Origin of the sequence: Streptomyces sp. NBC_00510, assembly GCA_036013505.1 — a bacterium.
Lineage (GTDB): Bacteria > Actinomycetota > Actinomycetes > Streptomycetales > Streptomycetaceae > Actinacidiphila.
This window is the reverse complement of record CP107851.1, coordinates 4,603,011-4,619,723: the sequence shown is the minus strand read 5'-3', so window position 1 is coordinate 4,619,723 and position 16,713 is coordinate 4,603,011. Positions and strand designations below refer to the sequence as shown.

The window sequence follows — 16,713 nt, the reverse complement described above, 5'->3', positions numbered from 1 at the left end:
GAGTACACCTAGGCCGGGCGTCAGGTACGGCCGGGCCCCGCGAGGGGCGGTGGGGCGCCGGCCCGCAGCAGCTCCGCCGCCCGTTCGGCGATGGCGTAGACCGTGGCGTTGGTGTTGGCCGAGACCGGGGCCGGCATCACCGAGGCGTCGGCCACGCGCAGACCGTCGACGCCGCGCACCCGCAGGGCGGGGTCGACGACGGCGTACGCGTCGGTGCCGATGCGGCAGGTGCCCGCGTAGTGGTTGTAGGAGCGCAGGTTGCGGCCGAGGTAGGCGCGCAGCTCGGTGCCGCCGGTGGTGTCCGGGCCGGGGAGGACCTCCTCGCCGTACCAGTCCGCCAGCGCGGGGCCGGCGGCGATCTCCCGTGCCGCGTCCAGGCCCCGCACCATGGTGTCGAGGTCGCGGATGTCGGCGTAGTAGCGGGGGTCGATGAGCGGTGGCGCGCCGGGGGCGGTGCCGGAGAGCCGGACCGTTCCGTGGCCGTAAGGCGCCATGAGGGCGACCATGACCGTCCAGCCTTCGCCGACGGCCGGCCCGGGCAGGCTCTCCTCGCGGATCGGGACGTCGACGACCTGCAACTGGACGTCGGGGCCCGGTGCGTCGGGCCGGGTGCGGATCAGGCCCTGGACCTCGCCGTGGTTGTTGGCGCCCGGCGGGACGGGGCGGGGGGCCCGTACGACGACGCCGGAGACCACGTGGTCCAGCAGGTGGGAGCCGACGCCGGGCAGGTGCACGGCGGTGGGGACGCCCCAGTGGCGCAGGTGGTTGCGGGGGCCGATGCCGGAGAGCATGAGCAGTTGCGGGGTGCCGACCGCGCCCGCGGCCAGGACCACCTGCCCCGACGGGGAGCAGCGGGCGGTGCGCAGCTCGCCGTCCACGGCGTACTCCACGCCCGTGCAGCGGTCGCCGGCCAGGAGGACCCGGTGTGCGAGGGCCCCGGTCAGCACGTGCAGGCCCGGCCGGTGCCGTGCCGGGCGCAGGTAGGCCGTGGCGGCGTCCTGGCGTACGCCGTCGGCGATGCTGAGGTCGCCCCAGCCGAATCCCTCCTCCAGGCCGCCGGCGAGGTCGCCTGCCTCGGGTTGGCCGGCGTCGACGGCGGCGCGCAGGAAGTCCCGGGCGACGGGGTGGCGGTCGGCGGCGGGGCCGACCCGCAGGGGTCCTTCCATGCCGCGCAGTTCCGGGTCGCGGCCCGGGACGCCGGTGAGGTCCTCACTGCGGCGGAAGCAGGGCAGCAGGTCGTCCCAGCCCCAGCCCTGCGCGCCCTCGGCGGCCCAGGCGTCGTAGCCGGAACGGTGGCCGCGCAGGAAGTTCATGGCGTTGATGGCCGAACTGCCGCCCAGGCCGCGGCCGCGGGGCCACGGCACGGTGAGACCGGTCCCGGTCTGCGGCACGGTGCGGTCCGCCCAGTCCAGGGAGGTGCCGAGCAGGCCGGGCCAGGCCGCGGGGACGGAGACCTCCGGAGGGTGGCCTGCCCCTCCGGCCTCCAGGAGCAGCACGCGGGCCGCGTCGTCCTCGGAGAGACGGGCGGCGAGCACGCACCCCGCGGATCCCGCCCCCACCACGACGTAGTCGAACTCGCCCGCGTCGGCGGAGGTGTCGGCCACGGGGGTCCTCCCATCGCTGTCGCGCGCTATGTCCGTATTGTACGGAGGGTTTCGCCGGGTACGCCGACCCGAACGGCCGCCCCTCGGGAGTGATGTCCGGGCTGTTCCGGCACGTGAGGGGGGCGGGGGAGGCCACCATCGGCGCGTGGTGACTGTTGCCGCGCTGCGGGCGCATCTGGTGGGGGCGGGGATCGCGGGGGTCGTGACGACACCGCGGGAGAAGAGCCTGCGCAGCTATCGGCTGTTCGCCGCGGGTGATCCGCGGCAGACGCTGGGACTGGAGCCGGCGCGGCCCTGGACGCAGTCCGGTCTCTTGCGGTTGATGGCCGACCGATGTGGGGTTTCGCCTGACCCGGGGCACACTTCCGGGCAGGATGTGATCGACCCGGACCGCACGCTCGCGGGGCTCGAGGCCTTCGCCGGCCGGCTGAAGGAGGCCGCGCGGCGCAGGGAGCCCGTGCTCATCGGTACTGGTCACCCGCATCGGCTGCTCGGCTTCTACGCCGGATTGGCGGCCGGGCTGTCGGCGGCGGGATGTCCCGTCCTCACCCCATCGCATGGCCGATGTATCGACATGGCGACGCAATTCGGTCTACGCACGTACAACCTCTGGTACGTAGGGGGCGTCGCGACGGTCCGGGATGCGCCGGGTGAGGGCGCCCGTGGTGCGCCGGCGGTACACACGCACTCCCCGCTCCCGGTTCGGGCCGCGCTGGCCGGTGCGGCAGGACGCGGGGGACTGCTGCCGAGCCTCGTGGTGGGAGACCACGGCTGGGTCTGCGGAGCAGGTCAGCTGGGCATCGAGGCCATCGGGCTGGCCGATGCGGACGACCCCGCGGTCTTCGTCGCCGAGGCGGAGGGCAGGGTTTCGGTCGCGGTTCCGCTTGATGACGCTGTGCGGTCCGATTACTACCGACCGCTTACGCGCTATGTACTCAATCGAGCGTGTCTGTCACAGTAGTCAACCGATCGCTACTCCTCTTCCCCACTTGCATCACCCGCACCTAATCTGGGGAGGAGCGCACGTGCGAGAGGGAGTCACCGGAGGGGAAGCCGGTGCCCGTCATGTGCGGAAGGTTCAGGTGTGTCATGGCTTCAAGCGAGAGGCCTCTCAACGAGGTCGTGTTCCTGACCGTGGCAGAGGTCGCCGCGGTGATGCGAGTGTCCAAGATGACCGTGTACCGGCTGGTGCACAGCGGTCATCTGCCGGCGATCCGGGTGGGGAGGTCCTTCCGGGTGCCGGAGCAGGCCGTCCATGACTATCTTCGGGAGTCCTACGTGGGGGTGGGGGAAACTGCCTGACGGCCGCCTCGGTTTCTACTCGGCGCTTGCGGACGGGTAGGCTGAGCCGACGTAGGTCGTGTGGGCTCGGACGCCCCGCACCGAGTGAAAACGAAGCGAGGGTAGTCGTGGGCTCTGTCATCAAGAAGCGGCGCAAGCGTATGGCCAAGAAGAAGCACCGCAAGCTGCTGAAGCGTACGCGTGTGCAGCGTCGCAACAAGAAGTAAGCGAGCTACGCGTCGCACTTCACTGCCCTCCCGCCCCCACGGACCGTGGGGGCGGGAGGGCAGTCGCGTTCCCGGGGGGACCGCCGGCCGGGCCCTCCTTGACGGTGCTCGTACGTTCGGGCGTCATCACGGCGCAACATCGAACCGATACGGTGCGTACATGCGGTGCGAGGGAAGGCGCTGATCTTGGGCAAAGTGGTGCTGGTGACCGGAGTCGCCCGCCAGCTCGGCGGCCGGCTGGTACGACGCGTGATGCGCGACCCCGACGTCGACCGGGTGATCGGGGTCGACACGATGCCGCCCCCGCACCATCTGGGCGGCGCGGAGTTCGTCCGTGCCGACATCAGGCACCCGATGATCGCGAAGGTGCTGGCGGAGCACTCGGTGGACACGGTGGTCCACATGGACGTCAGCGGCACGCTGCCCGGCCGCAGCAGCCGGACCGCGGTCAAGGAGACCAACGTCATCGGCACGATGCAGCTGCTGGGCGCCTGCCAGAAGGCCCCGACGGTGCGCCGCCTGGTGGTGAAGTCCACGACGAACGTGTACGGCTCGGCGCCCCGTGACCCGGCGGTCTTCACCGAGTCCATGCCGCCCAAGTCGTTGCCCAGCGGCGGCTTCGCCAAGGACGCGGTCGAAGTCGAGGGATACGTACGCGGCTTCGCACGGCGTCGCCCGGACGTTGCCGTATCGGTTCTGCGGTTCGCCAACATCCTGGGCCCGCGGGCCGACACCCCGCTCGCCGAGTACTTCGCGCTGCCGGTGCTGCCGACCGTGCTCGGCTACGACCCGCGGCTGCAGTTCGTGCACGAGGACGACGTCATCGACGTCCTGATGCTGGCCCTGCGCGACGAGCGCAACGGGACGATCAACAGCGGCACGTTCAACATCGCCGGTGACGGGGTGCTCCTGCTGTCGCAGACCGCGCGACGGCTGGGGAAGCCCACGGTGCCGGTGCTGCTGCCCGCCGTCACCTGGGTGGGGCAGATGTTGCGCACCGCCGGCGTCACCGACTTCTCGCGCGAGCAGATCCGGCTGCTCACCCACGGCAGGGTCGTGGACACCACGCAGATGCGCGAGACGCTCGGTTTCACCCCGAAGTACACCACCGCCGAGACCTTCGGCGACTTCGCCCGCAGCCACGGCCCCGGCCTGCTGCCGCCGGACCGGCTCGCCGAGGCCGTCGACCGGCTCGCCGCGCTGGTCCCCGCGGGCGGCCCCCGAGGACTGAGCTCGTGAGCACTGCTGCGAGGAGGAACCGCACCATGGCGGACGCCAAGGTCATCCCGTTCGACGAGGACACGCGGACGCGGAGGGGGGCACCGCGCTCGCGCGGTCGGGCCGCGGCCCGCGGAAAGGCGGGCGGCGACACCGGGAACGCGGTGGCCGCGCTGCCGGTGGAGGAGCGGGCCGTGCGCGTCGCCTCGGAGCCCGACGCCGTCCAGGACGCCGTGACGGCCTCCGCGGACACCCCTGGCACCGATGGTGCCGGTGAGGCGTCCGAGGGCGCGCAGGCCGCGGCGGAGGGCGCTGAGGGGCACCCCGGCACACCGGGCGGCCCGCTGGTCGCCGCGCTCGGCTCGGCCGCTGACCGGCTGCTGGGCGGGCCCTGGGAGCGCCGGGTGGCGCACGGGCTGGCCTTCCTGCGCCGCCGGATCACCGGCGACTACGAGGTCGACGACTTCGGCTACGACGAGGAGCTCACCGACCAGGTCCTGATGTCGCTGCTCCGGCCGCTGTACGAGTCGTACTTCCGGGTCGAGGTGAAGGGCATCGAGAACATCCCGGCCGAGGGTGGTGCCCTCGTGGTGGCCAACCACTCCGGGACGCTGCCGATGGACGGGCTGATGATGCAGGTCGCCGTCCACGACCACCATCCCGCGGGGCGGCACCTGCGACTGCTGGCGGCGGACCTGGTGTTCGTGCTGCCGCTCGTCAACGAGCTGGCCCGCAAGGCCGGGCACACCCTCGCCTGCGCGGAGGACGCCCAGCTGCTGCTCGAACGCGGCGAGGTGGTCGGCGTGATGCCCGAGGGCTTCAAGGGGCTCGGGAAGCCCTTCTCCGAGCGCTACAAGCTGCAGCGCTTCGGGCGGGGCGGCTTCGTCGCGACCGCGCTCAAGACCGGGGTGCCGATCGTCCCGTGCTCCGTCGTGGGCGCGGAGGAGATCTACCCGATGGTCGGCAACGCCAAGACGGTGGCCCGGCTGCTGGGCTTCCCGTACTTCCCGGTGACGCCGACGTTCCCGTGGCTGGGGCCGCTGGGCATGGTGCCGCTGCCGACGAAGTGGACGATCCAGTTCGGCGAGCCGATCCCGACGGACGGCTACGCACCGGAGGCGGCCGAGGACCCGATGCTGGTCTTCAACCTGACCGACCAGGTACGCGAGACGATCCAGCACACCCTCTACAAGCTGCTGGTGCAGCGCCGCTCGGTCTTCTTCTGAGGTTCCCGGGCTTTGTGCCCGGCCGGCAGGAGCCGGACATGGCGGTGGGCCGGGGCATGGCGCCCCGGCCCACCGCCGTGAGGTCCCCGCTCAGTCGCCCCTGTCGTCCTCGGCGCTGAGCCCGAGGCCCGGGAGCAGCCCGGGCAGCAGCGGCGGGAGGGTGACCGACGGCTGGGTGCCGTCGCCGCCCGAGGAGCTGCCGGTCGGCGTGGGGTCGAGCAGATCGCCGGTGCCGCCGATGAGGCCGCTGTCCGAACTGCGCGACGCCGAAGGGCTGGCCTTGTCGCCGCCGCGCTCGTCGGCGGACCCGCTCGCGGAGCCGCTGACCGAGGGCGAGGGCCCGCGGGTGCCGCTCGCGGAGCGGTCGCCGCTGCCCGGGACGCCGCGGCCGTCACCGTGGCCGGAGCCGGTGGAGGGCGGCAGCAGCCTCTGCAGCGGGGCCACTTCGTCCTCTATGGCGTCGAAGACGGAGGTGACCTTGTTGCCCACGTCGTCGAGCCGGGAGGGGAGCTTTCCGCGCAGCTCGGTCCAGCCCTTGCGGTGGTTGCTGGAGAACGCGGAGAGCGTTTCGATCGGCTGCAGCGAACCGTCCTTGCGGTACGCGGCGGCGAGCAGTCGGTGGCCCTCGGAGGCCTCCTGCTGCATCCCCGACAGCGCCCTGCGGATCTCGCCCACGGACTCGTCGTCGAGCTCGCCGCCCCGGCCGCGTTCCATGAGGCGGCGCGCCTCCTGGAGCCGGGTGGAGGCGAGGTCGAGATAGACCTTGCCGCGGTCGGCGTCGTCGTCGGCGAGGTTGAGGCGCATGTCCTCCATGCCCCGTTTGAGGCCGTAGAGGGTGTCGCCGGGCAGCGCGTCCGTGCTCGCGGCGGCGACGCCGCCGAGGGCGCCGGCCGCCACACCGACGGAGAGGCCGCTGGCGGCGAGCCTGCGCGACCACGCGGAGCGCGGTTTCAACTTGCCGAGACCGCGGCCGTCGGCGCGGTGTGCGCCCCGGCCGCCGTCGCGCTGTACGGGAACCGTCAGGGTGCCGTCGGCGAGCGCGGCCTCCATGGCGGCGATCAACTGGGCACGCTGGACGGTCTTGGTCTCCGGGTCCAGCGTCGGTCGCGGTACGTCCCGCAGGGCGTCCGCCAGGGCCAGGAACGTGCCCTGGCCCGGATCCGCATGCCGGTCCGCGGCGTGGGCGCCGTGCTGTACGCCGGCACCCGTCTGGGGGCCTTCGCCCTCGAGGGCGTCGGCGAAGGCGTTAGCCCGCCGGTGCGCCGTTGGATTCGCGATCACGGGCGGCACCTCCTCTCGTCATCCACCTCGACTCCCCGTAGTGCCTTCAAGGTTGTGCACCTTGAGCCTTTCCACCCGATCGAGTGATCGGAAGCGGGCAGAGCACGGCATTGGGGGGTCCGCATGTGATGCAACGAGTGCCGCCCGAGTTGGGTTACGCAGTCATGATGATCGGACCGTGGAGGCAGTCGCAAGATGAAGATCCATCCATCGCGCTATCGCGCGTCGTCGGGGAGCAGCCGGGCGAGGGTCCGTACGGCGCGGTACTGCAAGGTCTTGATCGCGCCCTCGTTCTTGCCCATGATGCGGGCCGTCTCGGCGACCGAGAGCCCCTGCAGGAAGCGCAGCGTCACGCACTCCTGCTGCTGGGGGTTGAGCTTGCGGACAGCCCTGAGCAGCGACTCGTTGGACAGCGCCTCCAGGACGCAGTCCTCCGGGCTGGGCTCGACCTCGTTGGCGTCGAGCATCTCCCCGGTGGTCACCTCCAGCCGGAAGCGGCTGGACTTGAAGTGGTCGGCCACCAGGTTGCGCGCGATGGTGACCAGCCACGCGCCGAAGTCACGCCCCTGCCAGGTGAAGGTGCCGATGCGGCGCAGGGCGCGCAGGAAGGTCTCGCTGGTCAGGTCCTCGGCGGTGGCCTTGCCCCCGACGCGGTAGTAGATGTAGCGGTAGACGGTGTCCGAGTAGTGGTCGTAGAGGCGCCCGAAGGCCTCGGTCTCGCCGGCTTGCGCGCGCTCGACCAGGTCCATCATGCGTCCGCTGTCACTGTCGGCCGCCGGCCGGCGCGGGGTGGCGCCCGTGGACCGGTCGGCCTGCTGGGTGCTGCGGGACCGTCTGCCGACCGTGGCCCGGCCGTCGGCCAGCGCGTAGGCGCGGCCGGCGGGCGCTGCCGCCGTGGCGAGTGCGGGGACGAGCACGGCGTGCGCGGGGACAACGCGCAGCAGGTGCTCGGCCACCAGTGCGCGCAGCGTAGCCAGGCCAGAGGCGTCAACCCCGGTGTGTGGGTACACGGGACTCCCAGAGGCAGAACTTCCATCACGTGCAGTACGGAACCGTTCACCCGTCGTAGGGACGTGTGGGTACCGGCTTGCGTCTGAGGAGAATAACGCTTCGTACAGGCGACGCTACACCGAGTTGCTGAAATCGTCGGTTCCGCCCACTCTCTGGCGGAATGGTGATCGATCAATTATCGAACACCGAAACACTGTTGACCACATAGCGTCGTGAAATGCTCGCGTGGAGAGCGTGTTGTGGCTGTGTGGCTCACCGTGAACTGACGGGGCGCCAGAGGGTGACCCGGGCGTGTCGCCCGCGTCCCTAGCGGCGGCGGCGTTGCAGGGCCATCGCGGCGGCCGCGCCGCCCGCCACGGCGCCCACGCCTGCTGCCGCCGGGATGCCGATCTTCACCGCCTTGCGGCCGGTGCGGTAATCGCGCAGCCGCCAGCCCTTTTCGCGTGCGTGTTTGCGCAGCCGCGTATCGGGATTGATCGCATATGGATGTCCGACGAGCGACAGCATCGGGATGTCGTTCGACGAATCGCTGTACGCGGCGCAGCGCGAGAGTTCGAGTCCCTCCACGGCGGCGAGCGCCTTGACCGCCTCGGCCTTGGAGGGGCCGTGCAGCGGCTCGCCGACCAACCGGCCGGTGTAGAGGCCGTCGACGTGCTCGGCGACGGTGCCGAGGGCACCGGTGAGGCCGAGCCTGCGGGCGATGATCGTCGCCGTCTCCACCGGGGCGGCCGTCACCAGCCAGACCCGCTGTCCGGCGTCGAGGTGGGCCTGGGCGAGCGCGCGGGTGCCGGGCCAGATCTTGTCCGCCATGTACTCGTCGTAGATCTCCTCGCCGATGGACATGAGTTCCTCGACGCGGTGCCCCTTGATGATCGAGAGCGCGCTCTCCCGCACCTCCTGCATGTGCTCGGGGTCCTCGGACCCGGCGATCCGGAAGTACGCCTGCTGCCACGCGAAGCGCGCGAGGTCACGGCTCTGGAAGAACTTCCGCTTGTACAGGCCGCGCCCGAAGTGGAAGATCGCGGCGCCCTGCATCACGGTGTTGTCCAGGTCGAAGAAGGCGGCCGCGTGCGGATCGCCGACCACGGGGAACGCGGGGACGCCCGCCCGGTCGTCCTTCTTCTCCACGGGTGCCGCGAGCGCGGCCTCCGCCGCGGCCTCGCCGGCCAGCACGCTGCGCGCGGTGGCGGAGCGCTTACGGGGGGTGAGCCATCGCAGAGCGGCCATGGGGCGAGCATAGCCAGTCCGTTGGGCAACTCCGGTGCACCGATGGAGCAGGTGAATGAACTCCTCGCGACGAGGGTGTTACTGCGGGTCGGGAGTTGACGGAGGCAGAATGGCCGGCATGAGCCCTCTGTTCGGACGCGATGCCCGCAATGCCCGGAGAAACCCGGCGGATCGGACGGTGACGCTGATCGCCAAGCCCGGCTGCCACCTGTGCGACGACGCGCGGACGGTGATCCGCAGGGTCGTCGACGACCTGGGCGCGCGCTTCGAGGAGAGGGACATCACGCGCGACGAGGAGCTGCACGACCGGTACTGGGAGCAGATCCCGGTCGTCCTCATCGACGGGGAACAGCACACCTTCTGGCGTGTCGACGAGGGCCGGCTGCGGCGCGGGCTGGGCGCCTGAGGGCCCTGGTGCGACAGGTGGGCGATTTGCGCGTGTTCCTCTGGACGCGGGTGCTCGATTACCATCAAGGCGTTTTGTGTAGTGCGGGGGTGCGTGAGTAAGGGTGGTGACTGCGTGCTCCCGGGCAGACTTCAGGCGCGCGGCGGCTTCGCCGTGGTCGATCTGGAGGCCACCGGTTCCAGTTCGCGGCGCCACCGGGTGGTCGAGCTGGCTGTGGTGCTCCTCGACAGCGAATTCGGGCACGAGGGTGAGTTCTCCACCCTCGTCGACCCCGAGGGGCCGGTCGGCCCCACCCACATCCACGGCATCGAGTCCCGCCACGTCGAGGCGGTCGGCGCACCCCTGTTCGGGCAGATCGCCCCGAGGCTGCTGGGGCTGCTGCGCGGGCGGGTGCTGGTGGGGCACAACGTCGGCTGCGACCGCGCGTTCCTGGCGGCGGAGTACGCCCGGCTCGGCGTGGAGTTCCCCGTCGTCCCCGAACTGTGCACCATGCGGATGGCCGCGCTGCGGGAGACCGCCCCGGGCGGGCTGAGCCTGCTGGCGTGCGCCGAGGCGGCGGGACTGACCGGCTGGACCGCGCACACCGCGCTGGGGGACGCCCGTACGACGGCCCGGCTCTTCGCCTCGTACGTCCCGGACCACCCGGGTGGACCCGCGCAGACCGAGAAGGCGCTGGCGCGCGCGGCGGTGGTCGAGTGGCCGCAGCTGGCCGGAGCGGACGCGCTGTGGGTGGGGCGCCGGAGTGCGGACCGGGCGCCCGCGTGGAACGTTCCGTCGCAGCAGAAGGTTTCTTATGTCCGTAATGGGGGTGCGTGATGCCGGTCACTTCCCCCGGGCAAATCGGACACCATCTTTGTGCACGCGTTCACAAAGACATAGCCTGGCGTGCACGGGGCGGTCCCAATGACGGGTGCCGCTCGCAGCCCAGCTCTACCCGCAGGAGCATCGTGGCAACTGGCCGAACTCACCGACCGGCGACCCGCAGCCGAGGGATTCCCGAGGCCACCGTCGCCAGGCTCCCGCTGTACCTGCGGGCCCTGACCGCGTTGTCCGAGCGATCGGTGCCCACCGTGTCCTCGGAGGAACTCGCGGCCGCCGCCGGGGTGAACTCGGCCAAACTGCGCAAGGACTTCTCCTACCTCGGTTCGTACGGAACCCGCGGGGTCGGCTACGACGTCGAGTACCTCGTGTACCAGATCTCCCGCGAGCTGGGCCTCACCCAGGACTGGCCGGTCGTCATCGTCGGCATGGGAAACCTCGGGGCCGCGCTCGCCGGGTACGGCGGCTTCGCCTCGCGGGGTTTCCGCATCGCCGCGCTCATCGACGCGGACGTCCAGCTCACCGGACGGCTCATCGCCGGGCTGCCCGTGCGGCACGCGGACGAGCTGGAGGGCATCGTCCACGACAACCAGGTGTCCATCGGAGTGATCACCACGCCGGCCGGGGCCGCCCAGGAGGTCTGCGACCGCCTGGTGGGTGCCGGGGTCACCTCGATCCTCAACTTCGCCCCGACCGTGCTGACCGTCCCCGACGGGGTCGACGTCCGCAAGGTCGACCTCTCCATCGAGCTGCAGATCCTCGCCTTCCACGAGCAGCGGAAGGCCGGCGAGGAGCTGGAGGGCAGCCTCGCGGCGCCCCCGGTGGCGGCCAAGGCGGTCCGTGACGGCGGCCGCCGTCCGGGACCTGACGGGGACGTCCCCGCCGTGATGCCGGCATGAGCCTCCTCGTCGTCGGACTGAGCCACCGCACCGCCCCCGTCAGCGTCCTGGAGCGCGCGGCGCTCGGTGAGGACACCAAGGGCAAGCTGCTGCTGGACGTCATGGCCGCCGAGCCCGCCGGTGAGGCCGCGGTGCTGTCCACCTGCAACCGCATCGAGCTGTACGCGGACGTCGACAAGTTCCACGCCGGTGTCGCCGAGCTGTCCACGCTGCTGGCGCGGCACAGCGGGGTCGGTCTCGACGAGCTGACCCCGCACCTGTACGTGCACTACGAGGACCGGGCCGTCCACCACCTGTTCTCGGTCGCCTGCGGCCTGGACTCCATGGTCGTCGGCGAGGGCCAGATCCTCGGCCAGATCAAGGAGACCCTGGGTCTCGGCCAGGAGCTGCACACCGCGGGCCGGTCCCTGAACGACCTGTTCCAGCAGGCGCTGCGGGTCGGCAAGCGCGCGCACTCCGAGACCGGGATCGACCGGGCCGGTCAGTCGCTGGTCACCTTCGGCCTGGAGCAGATGGCCGAGGCCGTCGGCGGCGTCCCCTTCGAGGAGTGGGGCAAGGGCAAGCGCGCCCTGGTCGTCGGCGCCGGCTCGATGAGCTCGCTCGCCGCGGCCACCCTCGCCCGTGCGGGGGCGGGCGAGATCGTGGTCGTCAACCGCACGCAGGAGCGCGCCGAGCGCCTCGCCGAGAGCGTCGGCGGCCGCGCCGCGTCCATGGCGGACCTGGCCGGCGAGCTGTCGTACGCCGACATCGTCGTGTCCTGCACCGGGGCGACCGGCCTGGTGCTCACCGCCGACACCGTCGCCCGCGCCACGCTCTCCCGGGCCCTGCGCTCCGGCGGCGAGCCCGTCGCGCCCATCGGGATGCTCGACCTCGCACTGCCGCGCGACATCGACCCGCTGGTGCACTCCCTGGACGGCGCCCACGTCACCGACCTGGAGACCATCGCCGCGGCCGCCGCCGACGCCCCGATGGCCGCCGACGTCGACGAGGTGCGAAAGATCGTTTCCGCTGAGGTGGCCGCCTTCGGCGCCGCCCAGCGTGCCGCGCACATCACGCCGACCGTCGTCGCCCTGCGCGCCATGGCCGCCGACCTGGTCGCCACCGAGCTGGCGCGCCTCGACGGCCGCCTCCCCGACCTGGACGAACGGCAGCGCGCGGAGGTCACCCAGACCGTGCGCCGCGTCGTCGACAAACTCCTGCACGCGCCTACTGTGCGGGTCAAGCAGCTCGCGGGCGAGCCCGGCGGTGCCGGGTACGCCGACGCGCTGCGTGAACTCTTCGACCTGGACCCCCAGGCGGTCGCCGCGGTCAGCAGGGCCGACTCACCGGGCACGCCGGTGATCCCCTCCGCGGCCGTCCCGCCGGCGGTGTCGGCTGCTTCAGCAACGAGTGACTCGAATCGAGGGCGGGCATGACGAGCCCAACCGCACTGAAACTGGGAACCCGGCGCAGCGCGCTGGCGCTGGCGCAGTCCGGCATGGTGGCCGAACAGGTCCGCCGGATCACCGGCCGTGACGTGGAGCTGGTGGAGATCACCACCTACGGCGACGTCTCGCGCGAGCACCTGGCGCAGATCGGCGGTACCGGCGTCTTCGTCTCCGCCCTGCGCGACGCGCTGCTGCGCGGCGAGATCGACTTCGCCGTCCACTCCCTCAAGGACCTCCCGACCGCCGACCCCGAGGGCCTCACCCTCGCCGCGGTCCCCCTGCGTGAGGACCCGCGCGACGCCCTGATCGCGCGCGACGGCCTCACCTTCGAGCAGCTGGCCGCCTCCCCCCGGGGCGCCCGCATCGGCACTGGCTCGCCGCGCCGCATGGCGCAGCTGAACGCCTGGGCCCGCTCGATGGGGGTGCGCGTCGAGACCGTGCCGATCCGCGGCAACGTGGACACGCGCATCGGATATGTTGCCTCAGGCGACCTCGACGCCGTCGTGCTCGCCGCCGCCGGACTCAGCCGGCTGGGCCGCCTCGCGGAGGCCACCGAGCTGATCTCCTGCGACGTCGTGCTGCCCGCTCCCGGACAGGGGGCGCTGGCCGTCGAGTGCTCTGCGGACGACGCAGGGCTCGCCGGTGTGCTCGCCGAGCTCGACGACCCGTTCACCCGGGCCGCCGTGACCGCCGAGCGCGCACTGCTCGCCGCCCTCGAGGCCGGCTGCTCCGCGCCCGTGGGCGCGCTGGCCGACCCCGTCGTGGACGGGCAGATCACCGAGCTGCGCCTGCGCGGTGTCGTCGGGACCACCGACGGCTCCTCGCTGGTGCAGATGTCCATCACCGGTCCGACCCCCGCCTCCCGGGACGAAGCCGTGGCCCTCGGCCACGAGCTCGCCACCGAGATGCTCGCCAAGGGTGCGGCCGGTCTTATGGGGGAGCGCGAACTTTGAGCCCCACCGCCGCCGCAGCGACCAACACGACCGCAGACGCCACCGCGGCCGGGCCGGTAGGACCGGCAGGAACGGCAGGCAGGACGGGTACCGCGGGAACCGCGGGCCAGACCGGGACCGCGGGCACGGGTACGCCGCGTTCCGCCCACGGGCACGTCACCTTCCTCGGTGCCGGGCCCGGTGACCCCGGGCTGCTGACCCTGCGCGCCGTCGAGGCGCTCGCCCACGCCGACGTCCTGGTCGGCGACCAGCACGTGCTGGACGTCGTACGGACCCATGCCCGGCCGGGCGTGGACACGGCGCAGCCGGGCGACGCCGAGGGGGAGTTGAGCCCTTCGGCCGCCGCGGCCAAGCTTTTCATGGCCTCCGCGCGCACCGGCAAGCGGGTCGTCCGTGCGATCGCCGGGGACCCCGGACTCGACTCCGCGGCCGCCACCGAAATGCTCGCCTGCGCGCAGGCGGGCATCCCCTTCGAGGTCGTCCCGGGCGTCGCCGCGGCCGTGGGCGTGCCCGCGTACGCCGGCGTGCCGCTCAGCGGCGACGTGCGGTTCGTGGACGCCGCGACCGCGTCCGGACGGTGCTGGAGCGAGGCGGGCACGAGCGACGCGACCCTGGTCGTCTCCACCACCCTGCAGACCGTCGCCGCCAACGCGGCGGAGCTGGTCTCGGGGGGCCGCAAGCCGGACACCCCGCTGACCGTGACCGTCGCCGGTACGACGACCCGGCAGCGCACCTGGTCGGCGACCCTGTCGACGATCGCGGCCGAGCTGAAGGCGACGAAGGCGCTGCCCACCCCGGAGGGCCCGATCGCGGCGATAGCCGTGGTCGGCGAGCCGACCACGCGGCGCGACCTGCTCTCGTGGTTCGAGACCAAGCCGCTGTTCGGCTGGAAGGTGCTCGTCCCGCGCACCAAGGAGCAGTCCGCGTCCCTCTCCGACCAGTTGCGCTCCTACGGAGCCGTGCCGCACGAGGTGCCCACCATCGCGGTGGAGCCGCCCCGTACGCCGCAGCAGATGGAGCGCGCGGTCAAGGGCCTGGTCACCGGACGGTACGAGTGGATCGCCTTCACCTCGGTGAACGCGGTCAAGGCCGTCCGCGAGAAGTTCGAGGAGTACGGGCTCGACGCGCGTGCCTTCGCCGGGATCAAGGTCGCGGCGGTGGGCGAGCAGACCGCCCGGGCGCTGGTGGACTTCGGCGTGAAGCCGGACCTGGTGCCCAGCGGCGAGCAGTCCGCCGCGGGCCTGCTGGAGGACTGGCCGCCCTACGACCCCGTCTTCGACCCGATCGACCGGGTCTTCCTGCCGCGCGCCGACATCGCGACGGAGACCCTCGTGGCGGGCCTCGTGGAGCTCGGCTGGGAGGTCGACGACGTCACGGCCTACCGGACCGTGCGGGCGTCGCCGCCGCCGGCGGAGACCCGTGAGGCGATCAAGGGCGGCGGGTTCGACGCGGTGCTGTTCACCTCGAGCAGCACGGTGCGGAACCTGGTCGGCATCGCGGGCAAGCCGCACAACGTGACCGTGATCGCCTGCATCGGCCCGGCCACCGCGAAGACCGCGGAGGAGCACGGGCTGCGGGTGGACGTGATGGCCCCGGAGCCGTCCGTCCACGCGCTCGCGCAGGCGCTGGCGGACTTCGGCGTCCGGCGGCGCGAGGCGGCGATCGCCGCGGGCGACCCCGTGACGCGTCCCAGCGAGCGCCGTCCCGGGTCCCGGCGCAGGGCCCGCGTCTGACGGGTCGGCGGGCCCCCGCGGCCCCGCTCCTCGTGCCCCCGGCTCCCTCCGTGGAACCGGGGGCCGTCGCGTTCCGGGGCCGACACCGGGTCGGCATGAGCACGGCGCACACGGGCGTACCGTGGAACGCGGAAACGGCCCGGGACGGAGAAAGGCGCGGCGCGGTGATGAGCGGAAACGGAAGCGGATACGGTCAGTTCCCCGGTACGAGGCCCCGCCGGCTGCGCACGACGCCCGCGATGCGCCGCCTCGTCGCGGAGACCCGGCTGCACCCCGCCGAGCTGATCCTCCCGGCTTTCGTCCGCGAGGGCATCGACGCGCCGGTGCCGATCTCCGCCATGCCGGGCGTCGTCCAGCACACCCGTGACACCCTCCGCAAGGCCGCCGTTGAGGCGGCCGAGGCGGGCGTGGGCGGGATCATGCTCTACGGCGTGCCGCTGGAGGAGAAGAAGGACGCCGTGGGAACGCCCGGCACGGACCCGGACGGGATCCTGCAGGTGGCGATCCGCGACGTGGTCGGCGAGGTCGGCGACGCCCTGGTGGTCATGTCCGACCTCTGCCTGGACGAGCACGTCGACCACGGCCACTGCGGCGTGCTGGACGCCGAGGGCCGGGTGGACAACGACGCGACGCTGGAGCGGTACGCGGAGATGGCCCGGGTCCAGGCGGACGCCGGCGTCCACGTCGTCGGCCCCAGCGGCATGATGGACGGTCAGGTCGGTGTGATCCGGGGCGCCCTGGACGCCGCCGGGCACCAGGACGTGTCGGTGCTGGCGTACACGGCGAAGTACGCGTCGGCGTTCTACGGGCCGTTCCGGGAGGCCGTCGGATCCTCGCTCAAGGGCGACCGCAAGACCTACCAGCAGGACCCGGCGAACCTGCGGGAGTCGCTGCGCGAACTGGCGCTGGACGTCGCCGAGGGCGCCGACATGGTGATGGTGAAGCCCGGGCTGCCGTACCTGGACGTGGTGGCGAAGGTCGCCGAGTCGGTGGACGTGCCGGTGGCGGCGTACCAGGTCAGCGGCGAGTACGCGATGGTCGAGGCGGCCGCCGAGCGCGGCTGGATCGACCGCGACCGGGCGATCATGGAGGCCCTGACCGGCATCCGCCGCGCGGGTGCACAGCTGATCCTCACCTACTGGGCGACCGAGGTGGCCGCGCAGCTCTGACGGCTCCGACGGCTCTGCCGGCGGCCGATCGGCCCGCCGGTACGGCCGTCACCGCGCACCGGGCGCCGCTGCCGATGAACAGCCGCGCCGGGCAGGCGACTCCGGTCATGGCCGCGATCGGCGGCGGAAGCGCCGGGACGCGCCACCTGACCCGCTGTCACCCCTCGGCAAGCGGGTCGCTTCCGCGTGCGCATCGCCCGTGTCACCGTTCGGCAGGTGAGGCAACGTGCCG

General features: G+C 72.5%; 16 protein-coding genes. 12 read left to right on the top strand and 4 right to left on the bottom strand.

What is annotated here, in order from left to right:
* Positions 1–20 precede the first annotated feature (20 nt).
* Entirely contained in the window at positions 21–1,604 is a 1,584-nt protein-coding gene (locus OG937_20655; GenBank protein WUD73931.1) for a GMC family oxidoreductase N-terminal domain-containing protein, read from the bottom strand.
* 145 nt (positions 1,605–1,749) lie between these two features.
* Between OG937_20655 and OG937_20650 the strand changes: the two genes are divergently transcribed.
* The 5 genes from OG937_20650 (at position 1,750) to OG937_20630 (ending at position 5,556) form a co-directional block, all read left to right on the top strand.
* The gene (locus tag OG937_20650; GenBank protein ID WUD73930.1) at positions 1,750–2,565 is read left to right on the top strand and encodes a phosphatase; all 816 of its coding nucleotides are present in this window, start codon (positions 1,750–1,752) and stop codon (positions 2,563–2,565) included.
* A 128-nt stretch (positions 2,566–2,693) separates the two neighbouring features.
* Positions 2,694–2,906, top strand: a complete 213-nt coding sequence (locus OG937_20645; GenBank protein ID WUD73929.1) for a helix-turn-helix domain-containing protein — start codon at positions 2,694–2,696, stop codon at positions 2,904–2,906.
* A gap of 107 nt (positions 2,907–3,013) precedes the next feature.
* Complete coding sequence (locus tag OG937_20640; GenBank protein ID WUD73928.1) at positions 3,014–3,112, top strand: AURKAIP1/COX24 domain-containing protein; 99 nt, start codon at positions 3,014–3,016, stop codon at positions 3,110–3,112.
* Between the two features lie 186 nt (positions 3,113–3,298).
* Entirely contained in the window at positions 3,299–4,351 is a 1,053-nt protein-coding gene (locus OG937_20635; protein ID WUD73927.1) for an NAD-dependent epimerase/dehydratase family protein, read from the top strand.
* 26 nt (positions 4,352–4,377) lie between these two features.
* Entirely contained in the window at positions 4,378–5,556 is a 1,179-nt protein-coding gene (locus OG937_20630) for an acyltransferase family protein (GenBank protein ID WUD73926.1), read from the top strand.
* A 90-nt stretch (positions 5,557–5,646) separates the two neighbouring features.
* Here OG937_20630 and OG937_20625 read toward each other — a convergent pair whose 3' ends face one another.
* From OG937_20625 to OG937_20615, 3 genes are all read right to left on the bottom strand, one after another.
* A complete protein-coding gene (locus tag OG937_20625; GenBank protein WUD73925.1) occupies positions 5,647–6,837 on the bottom strand; it encodes a DUF5667 domain-containing protein in 1,191 nt (396 codons plus the stop codon).
* Positions 6,838–7,052: 215 nt separating this feature from the next.
* Positions 7,053–7,847 carry a sigma-70 family RNA polymerase sigma factor gene (locus OG937_20620; GenBank protein WUD73924.1) on the bottom strand — a complete coding sequence of 265 codons (795 nt, stop codon included), beginning with the start codon at positions 7,845–7,847 and terminating at the stop codon, positions 7,053–7,055.
* A 307-nt stretch (positions 7,848–8,154) separates the two neighbouring features.
* Positions 8,155–9,075, bottom strand: coding sequence for an HAD-IB family hydrolase (locus OG937_20615; GenBank protein ID WUD73923.1), 921 nt, complete (start codon positions 9,073–9,075; stop codon positions 8,155–8,157).
* Between the two features lie 109 nt (positions 9,076–9,184).
* Between OG937_20615 and OG937_20610 the strand changes: the two genes are divergently transcribed.
* The 7 genes from OG937_20610 to hemB all read left to right on the top strand — a co-directional run bounded on the left by OG937_20610 (position 9,185) and on the right by hemB (position 16,481).
* Positions 9,185–9,481 carry a glutaredoxin family protein gene (locus tag OG937_20610; protein ID WUD73922.1) on the top strand — a complete coding sequence of 99 codons (297 nt, stop codon included), beginning with the start codon at positions 9,185–9,187 and terminating at the stop codon, positions 9,479–9,481.
* A 114-nt stretch (positions 9,482–9,595) separates the two neighbouring features.
* Positions 9,596–10,297: a 3'-5' exonuclease gene (locus OG937_20605; protein ID WUD73921.1), complete on the top strand. Its 702-nt coding sequence runs from the start codon at positions 9,596–9,598 to the stop codon at positions 10,295–10,297.
* Between the two features lie 131 nt (positions 10,298–10,428).
* Positions 10,429–11,199 (top strand): redox-sensing transcriptional repressor Rex, encoded by a 771-nt coding sequence (locus OG937_20600; protein WUD73920.1) that lies wholly within the window; start codon positions 10,429–10,431, stop codon positions 11,197–11,199.
* Positions 11,196–12,614, top strand: coding sequence for a glutamyl-tRNA reductase (locus OG937_20595; GenBank protein ID WUD73919.1), 1,419 nt, complete (start codon positions 11,196–11,198; stop codon positions 12,612–12,614). Before OG937_20600 ends, OG937_20595 begins: the two co-directional genes overlap by 4 nt.
* Positions 12,611–13,579 (top strand): hydroxymethylbilane synthase, encoded by a 969-nt coding sequence (hemC, locus tag OG937_20590; protein WUD73918.1) that lies wholly within the window; start codon positions 12,611–12,613, stop codon positions 13,577–13,579. Before OG937_20595 ends, hemC begins: the two co-directional genes overlap by 4 nt.
* Positions 13,576–15,312, top strand: a complete 1,737-nt coding sequence (locus OG937_20585; GenBank protein ID WUD73917.1) for a bifunctional uroporphyrinogen-III C-methyltransferase/uroporphyrinogen-III synthase — start codon at positions 13,576–13,578, stop codon at positions 15,310–15,312. The genes hemC and OG937_20585 overlap by 4 nt, the downstream gene beginning before the upstream one ends.
* Positions 15,313–15,479: 167 nt before the next feature.
* Complete coding sequence (gene hemB, locus OG937_20580; GenBank protein ID WUD73916.1) at positions 15,480–16,481, top strand: porphobilinogen synthase; 1,002 nt, start codon at positions 15,480–15,482, stop codon at positions 16,479–16,481.
* Positions 16,482–16,713: the final 232 nt, after the last annotated feature.

Coding starts and splice junctions, on each gene's coding strand:
- OG937_20645 (WUD73929.1), top strand. CDS start 2,694: ATGGCTTCAAGCGAGAGGCCTCTCAACGAGGTCGTGTTCCTGACCGTG.
- OG937_20630 (WUD73926.1), top strand. CDS start 4,378: ATGGCGGACGCCAAGGTCATCCCGTTCGACGAGGACACGCGGACGCGG.
- OG937_20615 (WUD73923.1), bottom strand. CDS start 9,075: ATGGCCGCTCTGCGATGGCTCACCCCCCGTAAGCGCTCCGCCACCGCG.
- OG937_20610 (WUD73922.1), top strand. CDS start 9,185: ATGGCCGGCATGAGCCCTCTGTTCGGACGCGATGCCCGCAATGCCCGG.
- OG937_20595 (WUD73919.1), top strand. CDS start 11,196: ATGAGCCTCCTCGTCGTCGGACTGAGCCACCGCACCGCCCCCGTCAGC.
- hemC (WUD73918.1), top strand. CDS start 12,611: ATGACGAGCCCAACCGCACTGAAACTGGGAACCCGGCGCAGCGCGCTG.
- hemB (WUD73916.1), top strand. CDS start 15,480: ATGAGCGGAAACGGAAGCGGATACGGTCAGTTCCCCGGTACGAGGCCC.